Annotated in this window: 19 protein-coding genes; 14 read left to right on the top strand and 5 right to left on the bottom strand. The window is 73.1% G+C overall.

Features of this window, described 5'->3' with window-relative positions:
- The first annotated feature begins 152 nt into the window (after nucleotides 1-152).
- Entirely contained in the window at nucleotides 153-830 is a 678-nt protein-coding gene (locus ACTFAP_RS23705) for an FCD domain-containing protein (RefSeq protein WP_495682243.1), read from the top strand.
- Nucleotides 831-992: 162 nt separating this feature from the next.
- Here ACTFAP_RS23705 and ACTFAP_RS23710 read toward each other — a convergent pair whose 3' ends face one another.
- Nucleotides 993-1,274: an HPr family phosphocarrier protein gene (locus tag ACTFAP_RS23710; RefSeq protein ID WP_030730278.1), complete on the bottom strand. Its 282-nt coding sequence runs from the start codon at nucleotides 1,272-1,274 to the stop codon at nucleotides 993-995.
- A 112-nt stretch (nucleotides 1,275-1,386) separates the two neighbouring features.
- Here ACTFAP_RS23710 and ACTFAP_RS23715 point away from each other — a divergent pair, with 112 nt between their 5' ends.
- From ACTFAP_RS23715 to ACTFAP_RS23730, 4 genes are all read left to right on the top strand, one after another.
- Nucleotides 1,387-4,104, top strand: a complete 2,718-nt coding sequence (locus ACTFAP_RS23715) for a GNAT family N-acetyltransferase (RefSeq protein WP_495682244.1) — start codon at nucleotides 1,387-1,389, stop codon at nucleotides 4,102-4,104.
- 88 nt (nucleotides 4,105-4,192) lie between these two features.
- The gene (locus ACTFAP_RS23720) at nucleotides 4,193-4,780 is read left to right on the top strand and encodes a DUF5998 family protein (protein ID WP_030730283.1); all 588 of its coding nucleotides are present in this window, start codon (nucleotides 4,193-4,195) and stop codon (nucleotides 4,778-4,780) included.
- The gene (locus tag ACTFAP_RS23725; protein ID WP_495682245.1) at nucleotides 4,777-5,982 is read left to right on the top strand and encodes an alkaline phosphatase family protein; all 1,206 of its coding nucleotides are present in this window, start codon (nucleotides 4,777-4,779) and stop codon (nucleotides 5,980-5,982) included. The genes ACTFAP_RS23720 and ACTFAP_RS23725 overlap by 4 nt, the downstream gene beginning before the upstream one ends.
- Before the next feature lie 17 nt (nucleotides 5,983-5,999).
- Complete coding sequence (locus tag ACTFAP_RS23730; RefSeq protein ID WP_390121639.1) at nucleotides 6,000-6,674, top strand: thymidine kinase; 675 nt, start codon at nucleotides 6,000-6,002, stop codon at nucleotides 6,672-6,674.
- Here the strand turns inward: ACTFAP_RS23730 and ACTFAP_RS23735 are convergent.
- Complete coding sequence (locus tag ACTFAP_RS23735) at nucleotides 6,671-7,462, bottom strand: VOC family protein (RefSeq protein WP_495682246.1); 792 nt, start codon at nucleotides 7,460-7,462, stop codon at nucleotides 6,671-6,673. The two genes, ACTFAP_RS23730 and ACTFAP_RS23735, sit on opposite strands and share 4 nt — an antisense overlap.
- Before the next feature lie 129 nt (nucleotides 7,463-7,591).
- Here ACTFAP_RS23735 and ACTFAP_RS23740 point away from each other — a divergent pair, with 129 nt between their 5' ends.
- On the top strand, nucleotides 7,592-8,410 hold the full coding sequence (locus ACTFAP_RS23740) for a sulfurtransferase (RefSeq protein WP_390121641.1): 819 nt from the start codon (nucleotides 7,592-7,594) through the stop codon (nucleotides 8,408-8,410).
- Nucleotides 8,411-8,457: 47 nt separating this feature from the next.
- Here the strand turns inward: ACTFAP_RS23740 and sepH are convergent, their stop codons facing one another.
- A complete protein-coding gene (gene sepH / locus ACTFAP_RS23745) occupies nucleotides 8,458-9,444 on the bottom strand; it encodes a septation protein SepH (protein ID WP_390121642.1) in 987 nt (328 codons plus the stop codon).
- A gap of 472 nt (nucleotides 9,445-9,916) precedes the next feature.
- Here sepH and ACTFAP_RS23750 point away from each other — a divergent pair, with 472 nt between their 5' ends.
- Together ACTFAP_RS23750 and ACTFAP_RS23755 are read left to right on the top strand one after the other, a co-directional pair.
- Nucleotides 9,917-11,044 carry a ferrochelatase gene (locus ACTFAP_RS23750; RefSeq protein WP_495682248.1) on the top strand — a complete coding sequence of 376 codons (1,128 nt, stop codon included), beginning with the start codon at nucleotides 9,917-9,919 and terminating at the stop codon, nucleotides 11,042-11,044.
- Between the two features lie 28 nt (nucleotides 11,045-11,072).
- On the top strand, nucleotides 11,073-11,891 hold the full coding sequence (locus ACTFAP_RS23755) for an inositol monophosphatase family protein (RefSeq protein ID WP_451750089.1): 819 nt from the start codon (nucleotides 11,073-11,075) through the stop codon (nucleotides 11,889-11,891).
- A gap of 126 nt (nucleotides 11,892-12,017) precedes the next feature.
- Here the strand turns inward: ACTFAP_RS23755 and ACTFAP_RS23760 are convergent, their stop codons facing one another.
- Nucleotides 12,018-12,188, bottom strand: a complete 171-nt coding sequence (locus ACTFAP_RS23760; protein ID WP_390121645.1) for a hypothetical protein — start codon at nucleotides 12,186-12,188, stop codon at nucleotides 12,018-12,020.
- A gap of 337 nt (nucleotides 12,189-12,525) precedes the next feature.
- Here ACTFAP_RS23760 and ACTFAP_RS23765 point away from each other — a divergent pair, with 337 nt between their 5' ends.
- The 3 genes from ACTFAP_RS23765 (at nucleotide 12,526) to ACTFAP_RS23775 (ending at nucleotide 15,088) form a co-directional block, all read left to right on the top strand.
- The gene (locus ACTFAP_RS23765) at nucleotides 12,526-13,179 is read left to right on the top strand and encodes a response regulator transcription factor (RefSeq protein ID WP_030730307.1); all 654 of its coding nucleotides are present in this window, start codon (nucleotides 12,526-12,528) and stop codon (nucleotides 13,177-13,179) included.
- Nucleotides 13,180-13,184: 5 nt separating this feature from the next.
- A complete protein-coding gene (locus tag ACTFAP_RS23770; protein WP_390121647.1) occupies nucleotides 13,185-14,498 on the top strand; it encodes a sensor histidine kinase in 1,314 nt (437 codons plus the stop codon).
- 293 nt (nucleotides 14,499-14,791) lie between these two features.
- Nucleotides 14,792-15,088: a DUF4193 domain-containing protein gene (locus ACTFAP_RS23775; RefSeq protein WP_030730311.1), complete on the top strand. Its 297-nt coding sequence runs from the start codon at nucleotides 14,792-14,794 to the stop codon at nucleotides 15,086-15,088.
- 21 nt (nucleotides 15,089-15,109) lie between these two features.
- Here the strand turns inward: ACTFAP_RS23775 and ACTFAP_RS23780 are convergent, their stop codons facing one another.
- Entirely contained in the window at nucleotides 15,110-15,559 is a 450-nt protein-coding gene (locus ACTFAP_RS23780; protein WP_500467339.1) for a DUF3093 domain-containing protein, read from the bottom strand.
- 92 nt (nucleotides 15,560-15,651) lie between these two features.
- Between ACTFAP_RS23780 and dut the strand changes: the two genes are divergently transcribed.
- From dut to ACTFAP_RS23795, 3 genes are all read left to right on the top strand, one after another.
- Nucleotides 15,652-16,164, top strand: a complete 513-nt coding sequence (gene dut, locus ACTFAP_RS23785) for a dUTP diphosphatase (RefSeq protein WP_234306823.1) — start codon at nucleotides 15,652-15,654, stop codon at nucleotides 16,162-16,164.
- A gap of 1 nt (nucleotide 16,165) precedes the next feature.
- Nucleotides 16,166-16,921, top strand: coding sequence for a DUF3710 domain-containing protein (locus tag ACTFAP_RS23790; protein WP_390121650.1), 756 nt, complete (start codon nucleotides 16,166-16,168; stop codon nucleotides 16,919-16,921).
- A gap of 98 nt (nucleotides 16,922-17,019) precedes the next feature.
- Nucleotides 17,020-17,301, top strand: coding sequence for a DUF6343 family protein (locus tag ACTFAP_RS23795; RefSeq protein ID WP_390121651.1), 282 nt, complete (start codon nucleotides 17,020-17,022; stop codon nucleotides 17,299-17,301).
- Nucleotides 17,302-17,304: the final 3 nt, after the last annotated feature.

Genomic DNA, 17,304 nt, shown 5'->3' on the forward strand with positions numbered 1-17,304 from the left:
GGCCGTTCCGTGTCCTGAATTCCCCTGTGGCGGGCCGAAAGCCACCGCCTTTGCCAGGGCCCTATCGGCATTCCGACGCCCTTGTCATACAGTTCGGTTGAGTACCGGTGGCAATGCAGAAGGCTTTGCCGGTTATGGCAATGGGGGTTTTGATGCGTATCTCCGCGCACACGGTATGCACGGCGATTCGTGACGACATTGTCAACGGTGTGCTGCCGCCGGGATCCCGGCTGGCCGAGGAGCAGCTGGCGCAGCGCTACGGGGTCTCCCGGGTGCCGGTGCGCGAGGCGCTGCGCACCCTGGAGTCCGAGGGGTTCGTGGTCTCCAGGCGGCATGCCGGGGCGTGTGTGGCCCAGCCGGGCGAGCGGGAGGCCGCCGACCTGCTGGACATCAGGGCACTGGTGGAGCCGCTGGGAGCGGCGCGGGCCGCCCAGCGGCGCACCGAGGCGCATCTGAAGGTGCTGCGCGGGCTGGTCAGGCTGGGGCGCCAGCGCGCAGGTCAGGGGCAGGAGGCGGACCTGCGGTCGCTGGGGGACTGGTTCCACGAGACGGTCGCCCAGGCCACCGGAAGCCCCGGTCTCACCTCGATGCTGGTGCAGCTGCGCCGCAAGATCACCTGGCTGTACGCGGCGGAGCCGGTGGGCCGGGCGGTGGTCTCCTGGCAGGAGCGGGGCGCGCTGGTGGACGCGATCGCGCGCGGGGACGCGGAGCGGGCGCGGGTGCTGACGGCGACGCAGCTGGAGCGTACGGCCCCGGCCCGCAAGGTCACGCGCGCCGCCGGGGCGCGGGTGCTGAAACCTGCCGTCAACACGGGGCGCGGCCAGATTTAACAGCGGCCGTATACACCTGGTCGTCAGCCTCGGGAATTCCCTCGGTGATATTCCCGGGACGTCTTTCTGCTGCCCGGATTTCATATCCCGGTCACAAAAGTCGGCGGAGCGGCACGCGCATCCTGCGCGAAAACCGCTCCGCCGCAAAAAGAAGGCAAATCTTCAGACGGTTTCCGGGAGCTCCTCGAGCCCCTCGGCGACCAGCTTCGCCAGCCGGTCGAGGACCGCCTCGGCGTCGTCCGCCTCCGAGGTCAGCACGACCTCGTCGCCACCCTCGGCGCCCAGGCTCAGCACCGCCAGCATTGAGGCGGCGTTCACCGGGGCACCGTCCTTCTTGGCGATGGTGACCGGGACGCCGGCGGCCGTCGTGGCACGGACGAAGATCGAGGCGGGCCGGGCGTGGAGCCCTTCCGCCCAGCCGATGGTGACGCGGCGCTCAGCCATGGTGTTGCCCTTCAAGCTCGGAACGGCCCTCGCGGGCCTGTCATGCGTGGATCAAGGCCGCCCGAGGACGTTCGGCATCCCGCACGGCTGCCCTCAACCGTACTGTGAAGCCATGCGGACACCCGAACAGCCTGTCTATCCCGCGCACTGGGAGGCCGACGTCGTGCTGCGGGACGGCGGCACGGCGCGGATCAGGCCCATCACCCCCGCCGACGCCCAGCGGCTCGTCCGCTTCTACGAGCGGGTCTCGGACGAGGCGAAGTACTACCGCTTCTTCGCCCCCCACCCCCGGCTGTCCGACAAGGACGTGCACCGCTTCACCCATCACGACTACGACGACCGGGTCGGCCTCGCCGCCACCGTGGGCGACGACTTCCTGGCCACCGTCCGCTACGACCGCGTCGACCGGCACGGCAGCCCCGCCTCCCGCTCCCACCCCCCGGCCGGGGGCGCCCCCGTCGCCGACCGCGCCGAAGTGGCCTTCCTCGTCGAGGACGCCCACCAGGGCCGGGGGCTGGCCTCCGTCCTGCTGGAGCACATCGCGGCCGTCGCCCGCGAGCGCGGCATCCGCCGGTTCGAGGCCGAGGTGCTGCCCGCCAACAGCAAGATGATCAAGGTGTTCACCGACGCCGGCTACTCCCAGCGGCGCAGCTTCGCCGGCGGATCCGTCCACCTCACCCTCGACCTCGAACCCACCGCCGCCTCGCTCGCCGTCATGCGGGCCCGCGAGCAGCGCGCCGAGGCCCGGTCCCTCCAGCGGCTGCTCGCGCCCCGCTCGGTCGCCGTCGTCGGCGCCGGCCGCGCCCCGGGCGGCGCCGGCCGGCTGGTGCTCGACCGGCTGCGGGAGGGCGGCTTCGCCGGGCCGCTGTACGCCGTCAACCGCGCCCTGCCCGAGGACACCACCGAGATCGACGGAATCCCCGCGCACCGCTCGCTGCGCGAGATACCCGGGCCCGTCGACCTCGCCGTGCTCGCGGTGCCCGCCGACCGGGTCGACCAGGTGCTCACCGACTGCGGGGAGCACGGCGTCCAGGGCCTGCTGGTGCTCTCCACCGGCCACACCGGACAGGCCCAGCGCGCGCTGGTGCGCAGAGCCCGCTCGTACGGGATGCGGCTGATCGGCCCCGGAGCCTTCGGGGTGCTCAACACCGCCCCCGGTGTCCGGCTCAACGCCAGCCCCGCCCCGTACCTGCCGCCGCCCGGGCGGATCGGGGTCTTCACCCAGTCCGCGGCCATCGCCATCACCGTCCTGGAGGAACTGGAGGGTTCGGGCGCCGGACTCTCCAGCTTCATCTCGGCCGGCAACCGCGCCGACCTGTCCGGCAACGACGCCCTCCAGTTCTGGGACGAGGACCCGGACACCGATGTCGTGCTGATGTACCTGGAGTCGCTGGGCAACCCGCGCAAGTTCACCCGTCTCGCCCGCCGCACCGCCGCCGCGGGCAAGCCCGTGGTCGTGGTGCGCGGCGGCCGGCACAGCGGCGGCGCGCTGCCACCGGGCCATGTCGTCCCCGCCACCAGCACCCCCGAGGACACCGCCGCCGCCCTCATCCGGCAGGCCGGGGTGATCGAGGCGGACACCGTCACCGAACTGGTGGACACCGGTGTCCTGCTCGCCGGCCAGCCGCTGCCCCCCGGACACCGGATCGCCGTCCTCGGCAACGCGGAGGCCCTGGGCCTGGTCGCGCACGACGCCTGCCGGGCCCAGGACCTCAGCCCGCTGCCCACCACCGCGCTGCCCCCGGGCGCCGGACCCGAGGACTACCGGCGCGCGCTCGGCGCCGCACTCGCCGACCCCGACACCGACGCCGTCGTGGTCACCGCCGTCCCCACCGGCGGTGCCGGGCTCACCGCGCCCGCCCTCACCGACGCCCTGCACGCCGCGATCACCGCCGTGCCCGGGCGCCGGATACCCGTGGTGGTTGCCCATCTGGCCATCGACGGGCTCGCCACCGCCCTCAGCGCCCGGGGGATCCCCGGCTACCCCTCCGCCGAGCGCGCCGTCCGCGCGCTGGCGCACGCCGTGCGGCACGCCCGCTGGCGCGCCGACGCCGCCCTCCCCGGATCGGTCCCGGCCTTCGACGACATCGACGAACACGCCGCCACCCGGATCATCGCCGCCGCGAGCGCGGGTGAGGCGGCCGGCCGGCACCCCCTGGCCACCGACCGCGCGCAGCGGCTGCTCGCCACCTACGGCATCACCGTGCTGCCCGCCCTTGCCGCCCCCGGCCCGGACGCCGCCGTCCGCGCCGCCCGCCGTCTCGGCTTCCCGGTCGCGCTGAAGGCCACCGCCCCCGGGCTGCGGCACCGCGCCGACCTCGACGGCGTCCGGCTCGGTCTCGCCACCGAGGGCGAACTGCGCCGGGCCCACGCCGAACTGGCCGCACTCGGTTCGCACGACGCGCCCCGCCCCGTCGTCCAGGCGATGGCCCCGCGCGGTGTGGACACCGTCGTGCGCGCCGTCGCCGACCCGGCGATCGGCGCCGTCCTCTCCTTCGGCCTGGCCGGGCCCGCCTCCGAACTCCTGGGCGACATCGCGCACCGGCTGCTGCCGGTCACCGACCGCGACGTCGCCGCCCTGGTGCGGTCCATCCGTGCCGCCCCCATGCTGTTCGGCTGGCGCGGCGCGAGCCCGGTGGACACCGATGCCCTGGAGGAACTCCTGCTGCGGCTGGGCCGGCTGGTCGAGGACCATGCCGAGATCGCCGCCGTGACCCTGGAACCGGTGGTCGTCGCCCCGCGCGGACTGAGCGTGCTCGCCGCCACCGTCGCGCTGGCGCCACCGCCCCCGAGCCCGGACCTGGCCCCGCGCCGGCTTCCCGCGTACTGACCCGGCGCCCGGGACCGGGGCACGCACCCGGGCACGTACCCGGGCAAGGGGCCCATGGGTGTCGGTGGCGCCCCGTAGGATGGACTCCATGGCGAAGACCGGTACGACATCCCAGGGGTTGCGGGAGGCGATCGAGCGCAGCGGCTACTACCCGGCGCTGGTTGCCGACGCGGTGGAGGCCGCCGTCGGCCGGGAGGCCGTGGCCTCCTATGTGGTGCACCAGGAAACGACGTTCGACAGCAACGAGGTGCGCCGGCACGCCACCGTCCTGGTGCTGACCGGGACCCGGTTCATCGTCAGCCACACCGACGAGCAGTCCGCCGACAGCACCGCGCCCGCGCCGTACGCCACCACCTCCACCGAGTCCGTGAAGCTCGACCGGATCTCCTCCGTGGTGCTCAGCCGGGTCGTCTCCGACCCGCAGTCCTACAAGCCGGGCACCCTGCCCCGCGAGGTGGTGCTCACCATCGGCTGGGGCGCCGTCTCCCGGATCGACATGGAGCCCGCCAACTGCGGCGATCCCAACTGCGAGGCCGACCACGGCTATACGGGCTCGACCACCGCCGATGATCTCTCGCTGCGGATCAGTGAGGCGGGGGACGGCCCGGAAACCGTCCGGCAGACCCTGGAGTTCGCCCAGGCGCTGTCGGAGGCCACCGCGGCGGCCGGCAGGTGACGCGCGTCCCCGTCCATCAGCACGCGCCGGACCCGGTCCCCCTGGACCCGCGGCAGGCCCCTGCCCCGGCGTACGGCGCGGGGTCGCTCGCCGATCTGCTGCCCGCCTCCGTCCCGGAGCTGGCGTCCGGTGCCACCGGCGCGGACTTCGCGCTGGAGCCCGCCGACCGGGTCGCCGTCTTCCTCATCGACGGCCTCGGCTGGCGGGCGCTGCTCGACCATCCGCATCTCGCGCCGTTCCTCACCTCCCTGCTGCCCTCCTCCCGCGGCGGCACCGGCGCGCCCATCACCGCCGGTTTCCCCTCCACCACGGCCACCTCGCTGGCCTCGGTGGGCACCGGGCTGACGCCGGCCGCGCACGGCCTGGCCGGCTACAAGGTGCGCGATCCCGACCGCGGTGTCCTGATGAACCAGCTGCGCTGGAACCCCTGGACCGAGCCCACCCACTGGCAGCCGCACCCCACGGCCTTCCAACGGGCCCAGGACGCCGGGGTGGTCACCTCCCAGGTCTCCGCACCGCACTTCGAGCACACCCCGCTCACCCAGGTGGCGCTCAGCGGCGGCACCTTCCTCGGCCGGCTCGACGCCGGGGAGCGGATGGACGTGGCGGCCCAGCGGCTGGCGGCGGCCGACCGCACGCTGGTGTACACCTACTACGCCGAACTCGACGGCGCGGGACACCCGTTCGGCATGGACTCCGAGGCATGGCGCGGTCAGCTGCGCTACGCCGACTCGCTCGCCCAGCGGCTCGCCGAGCAACTCCCGCCGCGCAGCGCGCTGTACATCACCGCCGACCACGGCATGGTGGACGTGCCGCCCGGCGAGGAGTTCCGGCACGACTTCGACGAGGACTGGGAACTGCGCGCCGGAGTGGCGCTGCTGGGCGGGGAGCCCCGCGCCCGCCATCTGTACGCGGTGCCCGGCGCCGCCGCCGACGTGTACGCCGTGTGGCGCGAGGTGCTGGCCGATCACGCCTGGGTCGTCACCCGCGAGGAGGCCGTGGAACTGGGCTGGTTCGGGCCGCCGGGCGAGCCGATCCCGCCGCGCGTCGCGGGCCGGATGGGCGATGTGGTGGTGGCGATGACCGGCGACCACGCCGTCACGGCCACCCGCACCGAACCCAAGGAGTCCGCACTGATCGGCATGCACGGCTCACTCACGGCCGCCGAGCAGTTCGTTCCGCTCCTTGAAGTACGCACCTGACGGGAAACAACTGATCCGTGGCTGAACTCGCCTTCTTCTCCGGCACGATGGACTGCGGGAAGAGCACTCTCGCACTCCAGATCCAGCACAACCGGTCCGCGCGCGGGCTGTCGGGCATGATCTTCACCCGCAACGACCGGGCGGGGGAGGGGCGGCTCTCCTCCCGGCTCGGTCTGGTGACGGACGCCGTCGAGGCGGACGAGAAGTTCGACTTCCACGTGCATCTGGTGAAGCACCTCACGGCCGGTGGCCGGGTCGACTACGTGATCGCGGACGAGGCGCAGTTCCTGTCCCCGGACCAGGTCGACCAACTGGGCCGGGTGGTGGACGATCTGGGCATCGACGTCTTCGCGTTCGGCATCACCACGGACTTCCGTACCCGGCTCTTTCCCGGCTCCCAGCGGCTGATCGAGCTCGCGGACCGGGTGGAGGTGCTCCAGGTGGAGGCGCTGTGCTGGTGCGGCGCCCGGGCCACCCACAACGCCCGTACGGTGGGCGGCCGGATGGTGATCGAGGGAGCCCAAGTGGTGGTGGGTGACGTCGGCGACCCGGCGGGGGCGCGCGGCGAGATCGGCTACGAGGTGCTGTGCCGGCGCCATCACCGGCGCCGGCTGACCGCGGCCACGGCCGGCGCGGGGGCGTTGTCTCCCGAGGTCCTTCCGGTCGACAGCGCCCCCCCGGCTCGTCGCTAGCCGTTCTCCCGGCGGCTCGGGTCCACCAGGGCGAACGGCGCGCCCTCCGGGTCCTCCACCGCCGCCACGATCCCGAACGGGGTCTCGTGCGGCTCCTTCAGCAACCGCCCGCCCAGCTCGCCGACCCGCACCGCGTCCCGGTCGATGTCGCGCACCGAGAAGTACGTCATCCAGTGCGGCCCGCGGTCGTGCGGCAGTTCGGAGCCCACGCCGGCGATCCCGGCCACCGAGCGGCCGTCGAGCCGCAGGGTCAGGTGGTCCGAGCCCGCGGGCAGTGCCTGGGTGGGTACCGCCTCATAGCCGAAGACCATCGAGTAGAACTTGCTGACCAGCGAGGTCTCCGGGGTGATCAGCTCCGTCCAGGCGGGGGCGCCCGGGGTCTCCCGGAACGGCGCACCGTGGTACGTACGCCCCTCCCAGATGCCGAACGCGCCCCCGCACACATCCGCGGCGATGGCCAGCCGGCCGACCTGCTGGGCGTCCATCGGCCCGACCGCCAGCGTCCCGCCGCAGTCCCGGATCATGGCGGTGGTGGCGTCGGCGTTGCCCGTGGCGATGTACGGCAGCCAGGCGGACGGACGCTGGAGATCGGCGGCGATCTCCCCGACCCCGGCGACCGGACGCCCCTCGTGCAGCGCCCGGACATACAGGCCCAGCTGCCGGGGCCCTTCCTCGAACTCCCATCCGAACAGGCTCCGGTAGAACTCCTGGCTGCCTGCCAGGTCGTGCACCATCAGACTGGCCCAGCACGGGGTACCCGGTCTCGGTGGCGGCGTTCCTACGGTCATGCTCGTCTCCTTGTGACCCTCATCGATGCGGTCCGGCGTACGCCGGTGCCGCTCACTTCCAGTGTCCCCTGATCAAGGTCCCTACCGCTATGGCGCCTCGCCATGCCTGCCGGGCGCGAGAATGGCCGTATGAGCGTGCTGATCACGGCGACGGAGCTCGCCGCAGACCTTCACACCCCCACCCTGCTCGATGTGCGCTGGCAGCTGGGCGGACCGCCCGGACGGCCCGCGTACGAGGCCGGACATCTGCCGGGCGCGGTGTACGTGGACCTGGACACCGAGCTGGCGGGGCCGGCGGGCAGCGGCGGGCGGCATCCGCTGCCGGACCCGGCGGACCTCGGCGCCGCGATGCGGCGGGCGGGGGTACGGGCGGACCGGCCGGTGGTGGTGTACGACGGCGGGCAGGGCTGGGCCGCGGCGCGTGCCTGGTGGCTGCTGCGCTGGGCCGGTCACCCGCGGGTGCGGGTGCTGGACGGCGGGCTCGCCGCCTGGGAGGGCGAGCTGACGAGCGAGGTGCCGCGACCGGCCCCCGGCGACTTCACGCCGCGCCCCGGCGGGCTGCCGCTGCTGGACGCGGAGGGCGCCGCCCGGCTGGCCCGCGAGGGGCTGCTGCTGGACGCCAGGGCGGGGGAGCGGTACCGCGGCGAGGTGGAGCCGATCGACCCCGTGGGAGGCCACATCCCCGGCGCGGTGTCGGCGCCGACGACCGAGAACGTGGCGGCCTCGGGGCTGCTGCGCGCGCCCCGGGAGCTGCGGGACCGCTTCGCGGCCCTGGGCGCGGCGGAGGGCACAGCGGTGGGCGTCTACTGCGGCTCGGGGGTCTCGGGCGCGCACACGGTGCTGGCCCTGGCCACCGCGGGTGTCGAGGCCGCCCTGTACGCCGGCTCCTGGAGTGCGTGGACGGCCGACCCCACCCGGCCGGTGGCGACGGGCCCGCTCCCCGGCTGAGCACGACGCGGCGGAGGGCGGGCCCCGGTACAGCCCGCCCGCCCCGGTCAGTCCTTCTTCTTGCGGCGGGTGCCGAAGACGATCTCGTCCCAGCTGGGGACGGCCGCCCGGCGGCCCGGGCGGACGCCGTCCGCCTCGGCCTGCCGGTCCGTGCTGCCCGTCAGCCGGTCGCGGTGACCGGCCACCGTGCGGGGCATGAGGACATCCGCGTACGCCGAACCGGCGCTCGCCGCCGGTGCCGCCGGTTCCACGGCTGTCTCCTCGGCCTCCGCCTCCTGCGGCGGGTCCTCGGCGCCCGAGGTCAGCTCGGGCACCACCAGATCGCCGCGGAAGCTCGGCACCGCCTCCAGCAGGCTGGTCAGCGAGTCCGGCTCGCTCTCCGGCTGCTGCCGGGGCGGGGCGCTGCCCTCCCGGGGCAGCCGCGCGATCCGTGGCACGAACGGGGTGCTGGGCTCCGGCGGATCCTCGCTCTCGCCGAGCAGGGCCCGCGCCTCGTCGTCCACGGCCTGCACCAGCCGGCGCGGCGGGTCGTACATCCAGCTCGCGGAGTGCATCTCCCCGGCCACCCGGTAGACGAGCAGCACCTCCCAGGTGCCGTCGTCCCGGCGCCACGAGTCCCAGCGCACCGCGTCCTTGTCCGCGCCGCGCAGCATCAGCCGCTCGGCGACCGCGTCGCCCAGCTGCGGCCCCGCGCTCTCGCCGGGCCGCCGTACGGGGGTCTTGCGGGCGCGCTCCGCCATGAAGGCGCGCTCGGCCAGCACCGGACCCTCGAAGCGCCGTACCCGGTCCACCGGGATGCCGGCGAGCTGGGCCACCTCTTCCGCCGTGGCCCCGGCTCGTATGCGGGCCTGGATGTCCCGGGGGCGGAGGTGGTTCTCCACCTCGATCTCGATCTGCCCCAGCCGCGCACGGTCGTTGCGCACCGCGGCGCGCAGCCGTTCGTCGATCGGCAGGGTGTATTCCGTGTTGTCGGCAGCCTTGAGCACCAGACGTGTGCCGTCGTTGCTCACGGCCACGACACGCAGTTCGGGCACGAGGACCTCCCGGTGGTGCCTGCCGACGTCACGTACGTCGCTGCTCCCGCTGGACGAGTGTGACCTGCCCGGGTGCAGCCTGCCACAACCTTGCCGACCCGCCCGGCGTGTCGGGCCACGGCCCGACACGTCCGTTGTGGCACAGTCACCACTTTGCCACGTGTGGTGACCGGCGCGGATGTGGCGATCCGAGCGGTCCGGACAGGGGCTGAAGCCAGGAATGTTCACACTACTCCATTTGGGCCACGGGGGTGGGGCGCCGCGCCGTGGAACTTCTCCCGGGACAAGGGAGTTGGTCGCCGAGCAAAACATGGCATTCCGGGTGTCATCCCCTCCAAGACGGTGAAATCGGATGGCCCGTGCGGCCGGTCCCGCCGCCGTCCCCCGTCTTCCCGGGTGGAGTACACCGTTGTGCGGCACCCGGGGGAACCTCGGCCCCCGATCCTGCCGGGTGGGTGGCAGGATCGGTGTCATGGATCGCGCGACCGACCCCCGCCCCTATGACGCCCTGCTGCTGCTCTCCTTCGGCGGTCCGGAGGGCCCGGACGACGTACTGCCGTTTCTGGAGAACGTCACCCGGGGCCGCGGCATCCCCCGCGAACGGCTGGCCGAAGTCGGCGCCCACTACCACCTCTTCGACGGCGTCAGCCCGATCAACGGCCACAACCGCGACCTGCTGGCCGCGCTGCGCGCCGACTTCGCCGCCCACGGCCTGGATCTCCCGGTCTACTGGGGCAACCGCAACTGGGCGCCCTATGTGACCGACACCCTGCGCGAGATCGTCCGGGACGGCCACCGCCGGGTGCTCACCCTGGCCACCAGCGCCTACTCCTCGTACTCCAGCTGCCGCCAGTACCGCGAGGACCTCGCCGCCGCGCTGGCCACGCTCGCCGAGGAGGGCCTGGAGCTGCCGCACGTGGACAAGCTGCGGGTGTACTACAACCATCCCGGCTTCCTGGAGACCATGGCCGACGGGGTGCTCGCCGCCCTGGACGCGCTGCCCGCCGAAGTGCGGGACGGGGCGGTCCTCGCCTTCAGCACCCACTCCATCCCCACCGCGGCCGCCGACACCTCGGGCCCGCCCGAGGGACACGGCCCGGGCGGCGCCTACGTCGCCGAACACCTGGACGCCGCCCGCTGGATCGCCGACGCCGTGGCCGAACGCACCGGCGTCACCCGCGACTGGGAGCTGGTCTACCAGTCCCGCAGCGGCGCCCCGCACATCCCCTGGCTGGAGCCGGACATCTGCGACCACCTGCGCACCCTGCACGACAAGGGCGCCCCCGCCGTGGTGATGGTGCCGATCGGGTTCGTCTCCGACCACATGGAGGTCCTGTACGACCTCGACACCGAGGCGCTGGCGGTCGCTGCCGAGCTCGGCCTGCCCGCCGTGCGCTCCGCCACCGTCGGCACCGACCCCCGGTTCGTCGAGGGCGTCCGCGACCTGGTGCTGGAGCGGGCCGCCACCGAGCGCGGGGAGGACCCGCGGCGCTGCGCGCTCGGCACGCTGGGCCCCGGCCACGACCTGTGCCCGGTGGGCTGCTGCGCCGCCCGCACCCCGCGCCCGGCCGCCGCGGGCGCCGACAGCCCCTATGCCTGATCACCGACCCACCAAGGAGCCCCGGCCCATGCCCGAGTCCGTGTCCCCGACCGAACTGCTCGCTCTCGCCCGGGAGGCCGGGCGGCGCGCCGGTCTGCTGCTGCGGGACGGGCGGCCCGCCGATCTGGGGGTGGCCGCCACCAAGTCCAGCCCCATCGACGTGGTCACCGAGATGGACATCGCCGCCGAGAAGCTGATCACCGGCTATCTGTCCGAGCACCGGCCCGAGGACGCCTTCCTCGGCGAGGAGGGCGGCACCAGCACCGGCACCAGCGGGGTCCGCTGGATCATCGACCCGCTGGACGGCACCGTCAACTACCTCTACGGGCTGCCCCAGTGGGCGGTGTCCATCGCCGCCGAGCTGGACGGCGAGGTGGTGGCCGCCGCCGTGGAGGCGCCGATGCGCGGCGAGGCGTACTACGCGGTACGGGGCGGGGGCGCCTTCCGGGTGCGCGCCGGAAACGACCCCGAACAGATGTGCTGCCGTCCGGCCGCTCCGCTCGAACAGGCGTTGATCGGCACCGGGTTCAACTACGTGACCACCGTGCGCACCGCGCAGGCCGCCCTGGCCCAGCGGTTGATCCCGCAGGTCCGCGACATCCGGCGCTCGGGCTCTGCGGCCATCGATTTGTGCGACGTCGGAGGCGGCCGGCTCGACGGGTTCTACGAGCGCGGCCTGTTCCCCTGGGACCTGGCGGCCGGTGACCTGATCGCCCGGGAGAGCGGCGCCCGTACCGGCGGACGCCCTGGGCAGGGCCCGGACGGCGACCTCACGGTGGCGGCCACCCCGGCGGTCTTCGACCTGCTCCAGCCGCTGCTGGAGGAGCTGGGCGCCTGGCACGACTGAGCCCGCGGGGCCGGCCCCACCGGCACCGCGACAGCCGTACGGTCACCGGCACCGTCACCCGTACGGCACCGGCACGAACGAGGGCCCCGGGAGCAGCTGCTCCCGGGGCCCTCGCCCTGTCCAATGTCAGACGGCGGAGCCGACCTGCACACCGTGTTCCGCGGCCAGCCGGCGAAGATCGTCCAGCTCGGCCTGCTCGACATCCACGGTGAACACATCTCCTGCCTCGCGAGCGCGGTACAGATCGGACTCGGTGCTCTCGATGCGCTGCAGGATTCCAGTGGTGAACGCGTCCATGGTGCGCCCCCTCGTCTTCGATCGGCGGCACTGGGGAGGTGCCGGGTGGGTGCGGTCACGGCGGGCCCGACCGGTCAGCAGCACGCGTGGGCTTGCTGCCTGACGGGGGTGATCGCGGGGTTGGAGGGCTTTTCCCCGGCGCCCGCCGCCCGGAAACCTGCGCCCCGGGAAAAGTCCCCGCGCCGCCCGGACGCCATCCGCGATTCGCCCGCGGGTCGCCCGCGCGCCACCGGGGGCGGCCGGGTCCCTTACCACCGGTTTACCGGTGGGCGAGGCAGGATGGAGCGGGGAGCCCCGTCGGGGTCCCGTCGGGCTGTGCGAGGGAAGGATCAAGGACGTGCGCGTACTCGTCGTGGAGGACGAGCAGCTGCTCGCGGACGCGGTGGCCACCGGGCTGCGCCGGGAGGCCATGGCGGTGGACGTGGTGTACGACGGCGCCGCGGCCGGTGAGCGCATCGATCTCAACGACTACGACGTGGTCGTCCTGGACCGCGACCTGCCGTTGGTGCACGGCGACGACGTGTGCCGGCGGATAGTGGAGCTCGGGCTGCCCACCCGGGTGCTGATGCTGACCGCCTCGGGCGATGTCAGTGACCGCGTGTCGGGCCTGGAGCTGGGGGCGGACGACTATCTGCCCAAGCCGTTCGCCTTCACCGAGCTGGTGGCCCGGGTGCGGGCGCTGGGGCGCCGTTCGGTGGCCGCGCTGCCGCCGGTGCTGGAGCAGTCCGGCATCCGGCTCGACCCCAACCGCCGGGAGGTCTTCCGGGACGGCCGGGAGATCCATCTGGCGCCCAAGGAGTTCGCCGTGCTGGAGGTCCTGATGCGCGGCGAGGGCACGGTGGTCTCCGCCGAGCAGCTGCTGGAGAAGGCCTGGGACGAGAACGCGGACCCGTTCACCAATGTCGTCCGGGTGACCGTGATGACCCTGCGGCGCAAGCTGGGCGAGCCTCCGGTGATCACCACCGTGCCGGGCGCCGGATACCGGATCTGACCGCCATGGCCGCCGCTTCCTCCCCCTCCTCCCCGCCGCCACCGCCACCGCCCTCTCAGCCGCCGCACGCCTCCGGCCGCCCGGCGCCCAGACGGCCGGCCGCGCCGCCCCGCCCCGACTTCGACCCGCCGGAGGCCGATCCGCAGCGCAGCTGGCTGCGGCCCACGATCCGGATCCGGCTGACGCTGCTGTACGGCGGCATGTTCCTGTTCGCCGGAATGCTGCTGCTGACGATCATCTATCTGCTGGCGGCCGAGGCACTGCACAAGGGGAACGCGCTGCCGTTCCTGATCACCAGCGACACCCGGGTGCAGATCACCTCCGACTCCTGCCAGGGGATCTCCGGGAACGTCACCAGCGACCAGTTCAAGGACTGGCTGTCGGGCTGTGTGGACATCCAGCGGGACGTGGCGCTCAAGGCGCTGCTGCGGCGGTCGCTGATGGCGCTGCTGGGGCTCGCGGTGGCGGCGTTCGCGTTCGGCTACGTGATGGCCGGGCGGGTGCTGTCCCCGCTGGGCCGGATCACCCGCACCGCCCGTCAGGTGGCCGGGTCGGATCTGCACCGGCGGATCGAGCTGGACGGTCCGGACGACGAGCTGAAGGAGCTGGCGGACACCTTCGACGAGATGCTGGACCGCCTCGACCGGGCCTTCACCGCCCAGCAGCGGTTCGTCGCGAACGCCTCGCACGAGCTGCGCACCCCGCTGGCGATCAACCGCACGCTGCTGGAGGTGCAGCTCTCCGATCCGCAGGCGTCCCCCGAGGTGGTGCAGCTGGGCAACACGCTGCTGGCCACCAACCGGCGCAGTGAGCAGCTGGTGGAGGGCCTGCTGCTGCTGGCCCGCAGCGACAACCAGATCGTGGAGCGCAAGCCGGTGGACCTCGCCGAGGTGGCGGGGCAGGCGCTGGAGCAGACCCGTGGCGAGGCGCAGGCCAAGGGCGTGGAGCTGTCGGGGATACGGCCCCCGGTGTACGTCCAGGGCAACGGCGTGCTGCTGGAGCGGGTGGCGCTGAACCTCCTGCAGAACGCGGTGCGGCACAATCTCGCCGAGGGCGGCTGGGTCCGGGTGGACACGGAAGCCCGGCCGGGACAGGCGGTGCTGATCGTCGAGAACAGCGGGCCGATGGTGCCCGCCTACGAGGTCGATAATATGTTCGAGCCTTTCCGGCGGCTCGGCAAGGACCGCACCGGCAGCGACAAGGGAGTCGGGCTCGGCCTGTCGATCGTCCGCTCGGTGGCCAGGGCGCACGGTGGCCATGTGGTGGCCGTGCCCCGGGAGAGTGGGGGGCTCGTGATGCGGGTGACCCTGCCGGTCTGAGATCATGCACGGGCGGGATCTCGGTCGGCATTGAGCGGAAATAAGCCATATGTGATATATCGCATAAGCAAGCCCCATTTTTCGGGGATCGCGGCGGTTATTACTGGCTTGTCCGCTGTCCTGAGCCCGGTCGACGGGCGGAGATGATCACCTCTTCAGGCGTTCGATCGGGTGTCGATTGAGTAACAGGACTTGATGTGAGGCAAAATCTCCGCCTCGGGTCGGGCACAAAGTTCGACCCTCCCGCGTTACCTGCGCTGGAGAGACCACAGAACCCAGAGGGGGAGAGAATCATGGCTACGGATTACGACAGTCCACGCAAGACTGATGACGATGTCAACGAGGACAGCATCGAGGAACTCAAGGCCCGGCGGAACGACAAGTCGGCCTCGACGGTCGATGTCGACGAGTTCGAGCAGGCCGAGGGCCTGGAGCTGCCCGGGGCGGACCTTTCCAACGAGGAGCTGTCCGTCCGGGTGCTGCCGCGGCAGGCCGACGAGTTCACCTGCATGAGCTGCTTCCTGGTGCACCACCGTTCGCAGCTCGCCAGTGAGCGCAACGGTCAGCCGATCTGCCGCGACTGCGAGTGAGTGTCCGCCCGGACCCAGGCGTCAGGCCACGTCCGGGCGGGCCGAAAGCGCCGCGGCGAGTCGATCCGGCCGCCGGGTCGACAGATAGAGATACGGCGTCGGGTCCTCGGGGTCCGTCACCTCGACCCGGACCGCCGTGGGGATGTAGGCGCGCAGCAGCATATGAGCCCGGGCATCCGCATGATGGGTGCGCCACGCGCGCGCCTCATCGGCGTCGAGCGCCCGGGCCTCACCCAGGGCCGACAGCGGAATCCGGGCATCGCCCGCCACCAGTGCACCGGACACCACCCGGATCCGCGCGGCCCCGTAGCTGCTCAGCGCCACCCCCGCCACCGCGATCCCCACCACCAGACCGGCGATGAGCCCCGCCGTGCCCAGCGGAAGCAGCGAGATGGCCAGCAGCGCCACCACCCCGGCGGCCATCAGCCACCAGGAACGGGGCACGGTCAGTCGTTCGTCGTACGGCTTCATACGGCCAAGCATGGCAGGCAGCCCCCGGCGCTCGCGGGCGGCGGTAGGGTCTGCACCGTGAGTGCTCGCCGTACCCTCCCCGAGGTGACCCTGTGAACCCAGCCGCCCTGGACGTCCCCCTGAGGCGTATCGATCCGGAGGTCCCGATCCCCTCCCGGGCGCACCCCGGGGACGCGGGCGTCGACCTGGTCACCACCGAGCCCGCGGAACTGGCCCCCGGCGAGCGCGCCGTCCTGCCCACCGGGGTTTCCCTGGCCCTCCCCGAGGGGTACGCGGCCTTCGTGCACCCACGTTCAGGTCTCGCCGCCCGGTGCGGGGTGTCCATGGTGAACTCCCCCGGCACCATCGACGCCGGGTACCGTGGTGAGATCAAGGTCATCGCGATCAATCTCGATCCGCGGGAGAGCGTGCGGTTCGAACGATTCGACCGCATCGCACAACTGGTCGTCCAGCGGGTCGAGACCGTGCGGTTCCACGAGGTCGATCAGCTGCCGGAATCCGTACGTGCCACGGGGGGTTTCGGCTCCACGGGCGGTCATTCCGGCCTGGACAACCCCTATGCTGCGGTCGGCTCCGGCGGGATCGCCGGCCGGAAAGGACAGTGACGTGTTCGGACGTCGTCGCAAGAACGAGGAGCCCGAGGACGCGGTCGAGGCGACCGCGCAGGAGGCACCCGACGAGGCCGAGGTGCGCCGGGTCAAGCTGGAGCCCGCGCCCCGCCCCGAGGGGCCCTGGGATCTGAGCGAGGTCGGCAGCCCCGCCGAGGGCCGGGTCGACCTGGGCGGTCTGTACGTCCCCGGTGTCCAGGGCATGGAGCTGCGGGTCGAGGTCGCCGGGGACGCGATCGTCGCCGCCACCGTCGTCCTCAAGGACAGCGCCGTCCAGCTCCAGGCGTTCGCCGCGCCCAAGCGGGAGGGCATCTGGTCCGAGGTCCGCGAGGAGATCGCCTCCGGCATCACCCAGCAGGGCGGCGTCATCGACGAGACCGAGGGCCCGCTGGGCTGGGAACTGCGCGCGCAGGTGCCCGTCCAGCTGCCCGACGGCAAGCGCGGCATGCAGACCGTGCGGTTCGTCGGCGTGGACGGCCCCCGCTGGTTCCTGCGCGGCGTGATCTCCGGCCAGGGTGCCGTGCAGCCGCAGGCCGCCGGGGTCCTGGAGGGGATCTTCCGCGACACGGTCGTGGCGCGCGGCGACGGCCCGATGGCTCCGCGCGACCCGATCGTCCTCAAGCTGCCGGAGAACGCCCAGATGGTGCCGGACGGCGTCAAGCAGGAGCCGGCGGGCGAGCCCACCGAGACCTCCCGCTTCGCCGGCGGCCTCGACCACCTGCGCCGCGGCCCGGAGATCTCCGAGGTCCGCTAGCGCTTGCGCTGGTACGACGGCCGGGCCCAGGCGCGCGGACGTCCGTGTCACCGGCCTCCTCGCGGGTACCCGCCACGGGACTGTGAGGAGGCCGAACCATGGACAACCGCGATCCGCGGCGGCGCTCCGGCACCGAGCCGGTGACCGCCAAAAGCGATCTGCCGCTGCGCCAGCTGCTGTCGACGATCTTCATCCCGGTGTTCGCCGCGGCCACGGTGCTGTTCGCGATCTGGGCCGGCAACTCCACCTCCGGCTCCAGCCCGGGGCGCCCCGCGCTCATCACCCTGGCGATCGTCTGCGGCGTCCTGACCCTGATCGCGTTCCTCGACCTGCTGATCATCAGGCGCCGCAGACGCGAGGAGCGCGCCGCCCGCCGCTGACCA

This window comes from Streptomyces sp. PH9007, from assembly GCF_059813725.1.

Excerpts from the sequence above, each read along its gene's own strand:
- ACTFAP_RS23795 (WP_390121651.1), top strand. The coding sequence starts at position 17,020 with ATGGACAACCGCGATCCGCGGCGGCGCTCCGGCACCGAGCCGGTGACC.
- ACTFAP_RS23705 (WP_495682243.1), top strand. The coding sequence starts at position 153 with ATGCGTATCTCCGCGCACACGGTATGCACGGCGATTCGTGACGACATT.
- ACTFAP_RS23760 (WP_390121645.1), bottom strand. The coding sequence starts at position 12,188 with ATGGACGCGTTCACCACTGGAATCCTGCAGCGCATCGAGAGCACCGAG.
- ACTFAP_RS23780 (WP_500467339.1), bottom strand. The coding sequence starts at position 15,559 with ATGAAGCCGTACGACGAACGACTGACCGTGCCCCGTTCCTGGTGGCTG.
- ACTFAP_RS23715 (WP_495682244.1), top strand. The coding sequence starts at position 1,387 with ATGCGGACACCCGAACAGCCTGTCTATCCCGCGCACTGGGAGGCCGAC.
- ACTFAP_RS23735 (WP_495682246.1), bottom strand. The coding sequence starts at position 7,462 with ATGACCGTAGGAACGCCGCCACCGAGACCGGGTACCCCGTGCTGGGCC.
- ACTFAP_RS23720 (WP_030730283.1), top strand. The coding sequence starts at position 4,193 with ATGGCGAAGACCGGTACGACATCCCAGGGGTTGCGGGAGGCGATCGAG.
- ACTFAP_RS23740 (WP_390121641.1), top strand. The coding sequence starts at position 7,592 with ATGAGCGTGCTGATCACGGCGACGGAGCTCGCCGCAGACCTTCACACC.
- ACTFAP_RS23710 (WP_030730278.1), bottom strand. The coding sequence starts at position 1,274 with ATGGCTGAGCGCCGCGTCACCATCGGCTGGGCGGAAGGGCTCCACGCC.
- ACTFAP_RS23775 (WP_030730311.1), top strand. The coding sequence starts at position 14,792 with ATGGCTACGGATTACGACAGTCCACGCAAGACTGATGACGATGTCAAC.
- ACTFAP_RS23755 (WP_451750089.1), top strand. The coding sequence starts at position 11,073 with ATGCCCGAGTCCGTGTCCCCGACCGAACTGCTCGCTCTCGCCCGGGAG.
- ACTFAP_RS23750 (WP_495682248.1), top strand. The coding sequence starts at position 9,917 with ATGGATCGCGCGACCGACCCCCGCCCCTATGACGCCCTGCTGCTGCTC.
- ACTFAP_RS23770 (WP_390121647.1), top strand. The coding sequence starts at position 13,185 with ATGGCCGCCGCTTCCTCCCCCTCCTCCCCGCCGCCACCGCCACCGCCC.